The organism is Arthrobacter sp. Cr_A7 (assembly GCF_029222765.1).
Taxonomy (GTDB): Bacteria; Actinomycetota; Actinomycetes; order Actinomycetales; family Micrococcaceae; genus Arthrobacter.
Genome location: NZ_JARHXQ010000112.1, coordinates 1 through 5,044 on the forward strand (window position 1 = coordinate 1; position 5,044 = coordinate 5,044).

A 5,044-nucleotide genomic window follows, 5' to 3' on the forward strand; every position below is an offset into this window, starting at 1 on the left:
CCCGGCGCGGGGTACGCGCCGGGGCCTCGTCTGTCCCGGTTGCAAGAGTCCCGCTGGCCAGAGTCCCGTTGGCAAGAGTGGTCATGCAAGGGCCCGTTCCCGGAGGCGGGTAATGGTCCCGGTGCTTAGCCCGACGGCGCGGAGGGGAGCCAGTGCGTCTCCGTGGCGTTCCCGGAGCCTGGCGAGCATCGTCAGCATCGAGATGTCCATGGGTTCGTCGGAGAAGGTCACCGCCGTCATCGCGTCCAGGTCGAAACCGAGGCGGGCCATCAGCGCACCCATGGTGGGCCGCAGGCGCTGCAGGATGGCGGCCATGTTGGGGTGGGTGCGGGCGTAGTCGGCGACGATGGCGTCATCGCCGGCACCCAGTGCCAGCAGCAGCGCCGCGGCCAGGACGCCCGTCCGGTCCCTGCCTGCGGCGCAGTGGAAGGCGGTGGCCCCGGGGGCAAGGGCGATGATTCCCAGGGCGCTGGCGAGCTGCGGCGCTGCGGTTTCCACCATCCGGGCGTACATCTCGCCCATGGCGACGTGCTCGATCACTGGAGTGCCGCCGTCGGGCATTCCCGCTGTGATGCTTTCCATCAGGGGCAGGTGGTGGTAGGCCACCGCATAGTTGGCGAGTGGGCCCCGGCCCGTGAGCGCGGCCTCGTCGGCGGTGCGCAGGTCGATAACGGCGGCGAGCCCGTTGTCCACGAGCAGGCGTGCGTCCCCGTCCGTGATGACGGAGAGGTCGTCGGCGCGCAGGGCCAGGCCCTCCCGCAGGACGCCGCCCTCGATGGGGATGCCGCCGAGGTCCCGGAGGTTGACCGGAGCGCTGAGCTCGATGTCGATGATGGGTGCTGTCATGTGATTCTCCTTCGGATGAGTGCGCTGCCCTGGTCGATGACCGTGACGAGCGCGATGATGCAGATGATGATGGCGCTGAGGTGTCCGTAGTCGTACATCCGCATTGCCGTGGTGAGTTCGAGGCCAATGCCGCCGGCACCCACGAGGCCCAGGATGGTGGCTCCGCGAACATTGCCCTCGAACAGCAGGAGCGTGTACGAGACCAGCAGCGGTGCTGCCTGCGGGACGATGCCGTAGTGGATGACCTGGCGCTTCGACGCGCCCACCGCCTCCATGGCGGTGACCGGCCCGCGGTCCACCGACTCCATCGCCTCGGCGAAGATCTTGCCAATCGAGCCGAGGGAGCCAAGTGTCATGGCGAGGATTCCGGCGAACGGTCCCAGGCCGACGGCGGAGACGAACATGAGGGCGAACACCAGGTCGGGCACCGAGCGGATGATGTTCATGAGCCAGCGCGCCGGATAGTAGAGCCAGGGCGGGGCGATGTTGGACGCCGCGGTAAAGGCGACCAGCAGCGAGAGGACCGCGCCGAGCACGGTTCCGACGATGGCCATTTGCAGCGTTTCAACCAGCAGCGCAGCGATGGTGCCGAATTTGGAAAAGTCGGGCGGGAAGAGCCGCGACAGGAATTCGCCCATGTTGGCCGTTCCTTCGCCGAGTTTGGCGAAGTTGAATTCGGCGCCCCAGAAGGACCAGGCCAGCACGATGAGCGCCAGCGGAATGCCCGTAAGGAACCGTGCGCGGGGCACCCGGAATGCACGCTCGAGGTGCAGCCGTTCTGCCGGGTCCAGGGGCGGGACCGCTGATGAGGCTCCGCGGGCGGCCATGGCTTCAGAGGTGGTGGTCAACGGGCTCTCCTTCGTCGTCGTAGAGCGATGACAGCTTGTGGGCCTCAAGCCCGGGGGTGGGCGCGGAGATGAGCATCCGGCCCTGCCGGAGCCCCAGGATGCGGTCGCTGTAATCGAGGGCGAGGGGAAGGACGTGGAGGCTTACGAGAACCGGGATGCCGTCTTCCGTGGCGATTTCACGCAGCAGGCCCAGCACGGAGCCCGCGAGTTTCGGGTCGAGGGAAGCCACCGGCTCGTCGGCCAGAATGACGCGGGGCTGCTGCATCAGCGCCCGGGCGATGGCCACGCGCTGCTGCTGGCCGCCGCTCAACGAACGGGCAGGCTCCTTCGCCTTATGCGCGATGCCTACCCGGTCCAGGTAATGCATGGCCAGGCGGCGGTGCGCGCTGCTGAACCCGCCCACGAGGTTGCCGGGTCCGGCGTTGTGCAGGGCACCGGTGAGGACGTTCGTGAGGACGCTCAGGCGCGGAATCAGGTTGAACTGCTGAAAGACCTGCCCGACGTCGGAGCGCAGCTTCCGCAGGTCGCCGCGTCGAAGGTTCGTGGCGTCATAGCCGGCCACCCTGGCGGTTCCCGCCGTGATCGGCGCGAAGCCGGTGAGGCTCTTCATGAGGGTGGACTTGCCGGAGCCCGAGGCGCCCAGGAGGGCCACCATTTCGCCCGGGCGGACGTCCAGGTCGACGCCGTCCAGCACCGGCTGGTCGCCGTAGGCCACCGTGAGGTTCCGGACCGAGATGAGCGGGAGTGCCTGCAGCAGTTGTGCCTCGGGAGTACAGGCTGCTGCGGAGAGGGTGGCGTTCATCAGCCCAGGTCCTCAAGCTTCACATCGGCCACCGCGGCGATCTCGGCGAAGGAGTCGAAGATGGCCGGTTCCGGATCCATGACTTCCTCGAGGCCGATGAAGCCCTTGCCGAGTGCACCCAGCGCCTCGGCGTTGTTCTCCGAGAGCACCTTGGGCAGCGCCTCCTGCAGCTGCAATCGCGTCTCGCTGTCCAACGACTGGCGGGCAAGCACGCTGCCCATGACGTCCATTGCGGGGCTCTTGCCAATGCCGCGCCACTCACCCTCCGCGAAGGGGAACATGGGTGCGCCGAGCTCGGTGAGCATGACGGCGGTGCACGCGGCGTCCACCTGGCCCTGCTTCAGCGCGGCGAAGCTGCCCTCGTGGCCGCCGGCAAAGATGGCCTCGTAATCCTGGCCCTTCTTCAGTCCTGCCTCGTGCAGCATGTAGACCGGCATGAAATAGCCGGAACTCGACGCCTGGTCTGCGAAGGCGACGGTCTTGCCCCGCAGGTCTTCAAGCTTCTGGACCGGGGAACCGTCCAGCACCACGCAGGTGGAGACGGGGTCGTCGCTGCCGGCCCACGCCATCAGGGAGTCGACCTCGCCAGTGTTCACAGCCAGGGCCGACGGGAAACCGCTCATGATGCCGATGTCCACGTGGTCGCCACGGATGGCTTCCACAACGCTGAGGTAGTCGGGAACGTCCGTGACCTCCACCTCGCGGCCGGTTTCGGCCTCCAGCAGTTCCGCGAAAGCCTCGATGGGGTTCGCCTGGGTGGGGTCGTCGCCGAGGGGAACGGTGGCGATGGTAATCGGGGCGCTTGCAGGGTCCGCAGGCTTGGAAGCGGCTGCCTGGCAGCCCGTAAGTACAAGGAGGGTGCTGACAGCCAGGATGCCAAGGGCAGGAGGAGTGGGATAACGCATGATGTCCTTCGCGGAAGATGAGGGGGATTATCGAGAACACCGATATCCAAACTCCGCCAGACAACGGGAAATTACGAGAACGCCGTACTGCAAAAGAAACGGCAGGTTAACAATGGGAGGCGAAAAGTAGTAAGTACCCTTGCGATTAAAGCTAAGCATGCTTACGGTGGTGGCATTCATTCACCTGAGCAGGACCTTCGGTGAGAGCAAACCAGCGAAACGAGGAAATGGCCCATGTACTTGCATACCCAGCTTCTGATCAATGAAATTGCCGCCGACGAGCCGGATCCGGCTGCAGCCAACGCCCTGCAGGAAGGACTGGGCGGCCAGTTCGGCGAGATGCGCACCATGATGCAGTACCTCTTCCAGAGCATGAACTTCCGTGGCGACCCTTCGTCCAAGCCCTACAAGGACCTCCTGCAGGGCGTGGGAACCGAGGAGATCAGCCACGTTGAACTGATCGGCACCACCATTTCGCAGCTCCTGGACGGATCCCCGCGCTACCAGGGCAAAAAGACCGACCCCGTGGACGAGCCCGGCGCCAAGGGTGCCACGCCCCTCAAGATCGCGCTCGACACCAGCAACATCCACCACTACCTGGTGGGCGCCCAGGGTGCCCTGCCCGTGGATGCGGCGGGCAACCCGTGGAGCGGCTCCTACGTCTACAACAGCGGCAACCTGGTGCTGGACCTGCTCTACAACCTGATGCTCGAATCCACCGGCCGTCTGCAGAAGTGCCGTATCTACGAGATGACGGACAACAAGACGGCGCGTTCCACCATCGCCTACCTCATTGTCCGGGACCAGGCCCACGAGAACGCCTTCGCGAAGGCGCTGGAAAGCCTGGGCGTGAACTGGGGCAAGGTCCTGCCCATCCCCAAGACCAACGCCGAACAGTTCCCCGAGGTGAAGAAGCTTCTGGACACGGGGCTGCAGAGCATCCAGTACACCTTTGGCGCGGACAACCTCAGCCAGGCGGGCAAGCTGTTCCGCGGGGCGTCACCCTCGAACGACGGCACCGAGCTGACCACCGAGGTCATGCCCGAAGGTTTCCCCATGACCATGTCGCCGGAGCGGAAAGAGGAGTTTGCCCCCGGCCTGGACCCCGAACTGCTGGCCCTCATCCAGGCCACGGCCGAGGTGGAACTGGCGGAAGCCAACAACCCCAAAGAGCCGAAGTAATCGGCCCGAAAATCCGGGGTTCTTTCCCGGTGCCGCAGGCGTAAGATTCTGCCCGTAGGAGGTGGCCACATGAGCCTTAAAATGAACACAGCCACAACCATCCTGCCAGTCGATGACCCCGCCCGCGCCCACAGGTTCTATACGGAAAAGCTCGGACTCCCGCACTGCGGCACGGCTGACGATGGCAGCGAACTACTCGGCAGCAACGGCGGCCCCATGCTGCAGTTGATGCATGTCTCGGACGGCAAACACTCCGAGCACACCGCCCTGAGCTTCGAAGTGACGGACATCGAGAAGACGGTGCGGGACATGGAATCGATGGGGGTGCAGTTCCAGGACTACGACCTGCCGAACCTCAAGACCGAAAACCATATCTGCACCAGGGACTCGGAGAAGTCTGCCTGGTTCATGGACACCGAGCACAACATCCTGTGCGTCCATGAAGGCCTGGGCAGCACCAT

6 protein-coding genes are annotated in these 5,044 nt (G+C 65.3%); 2 read left to right on the plus strand and 4 right to left on the minus strand.

Features of this window, described 5'->3' with window-relative positions; translation table 11 throughout:
* Positions 1–81: 81 nt before the first annotated feature.
* Genes P2Q66_RS06890 through phnD form a run of 4 tightly spaced genes read right to left on the minus strand, consistent with a single transcriptional unit; the run spans position 82 to position 3,401 of the window.
* Entirely contained in the window at positions 82–846 is a 765-nt protein-coding gene (locus tag P2Q66_RS06890; protein WP_275726616.1) for a tyrosine-protein phosphatase, read from the minus strand.
* The gene (phnE, locus tag P2Q66_RS06895; protein ID WP_275726619.1) at positions 843–1,694 is read right to left on the minus strand and encodes a phosphonate ABC transporter, permease protein PhnE; all 852 of its coding nucleotides are present in this window, start codon (positions 1,692–1,694) and stop codon (positions 843–845) included. The genes P2Q66_RS06890 and phnE overlap by 4 nt, the downstream gene beginning before the upstream one ends.
* Positions 1,678–2,496, minus strand: coding sequence for a phosphonate ABC transporter ATP-binding protein (locus P2Q66_RS06900; protein WP_275726622.1), 819 nt, complete (start codon positions 2,494–2,496; stop codon positions 1,678–1,680). The genes phnE and P2Q66_RS06900 overlap by 17 nt, the downstream gene beginning before the upstream one ends.
* Positions 2,496–3,401: a phosphate/phosphite/phosphonate ABC transporter substrate-binding protein gene (gene phnD, locus P2Q66_RS06905; RefSeq protein ID WP_275726624.1), complete on the minus strand. Its 906-nt coding sequence runs from the start codon at positions 3,399–3,401 to the stop codon at positions 2,496–2,498. The genes P2Q66_RS06900 and phnD overlap by 1 nt, the downstream gene beginning before the upstream one ends.
* A gap of 234 nt (positions 3,402–3,635) precedes the next feature.
* Between phnD and P2Q66_RS06910 the strand changes: the two genes are divergently transcribed.
* On the plus strand, positions 3,636–4,583 hold the full coding sequence (locus tag P2Q66_RS06910; protein WP_079597467.1) for a manganese catalase family protein: 948 nt from the start codon (positions 3,636–3,638) through the stop codon (positions 4,581–4,583).
* 69 nt (positions 4,584–4,652) lie between these two features.
* On the plus strand, positions 4,653–5,044 hold a 392-nt coding region (locus P2Q66_RS06915), incomplete at its 3' end, for a VOC family protein (RefSeq protein ID WP_275726626.1).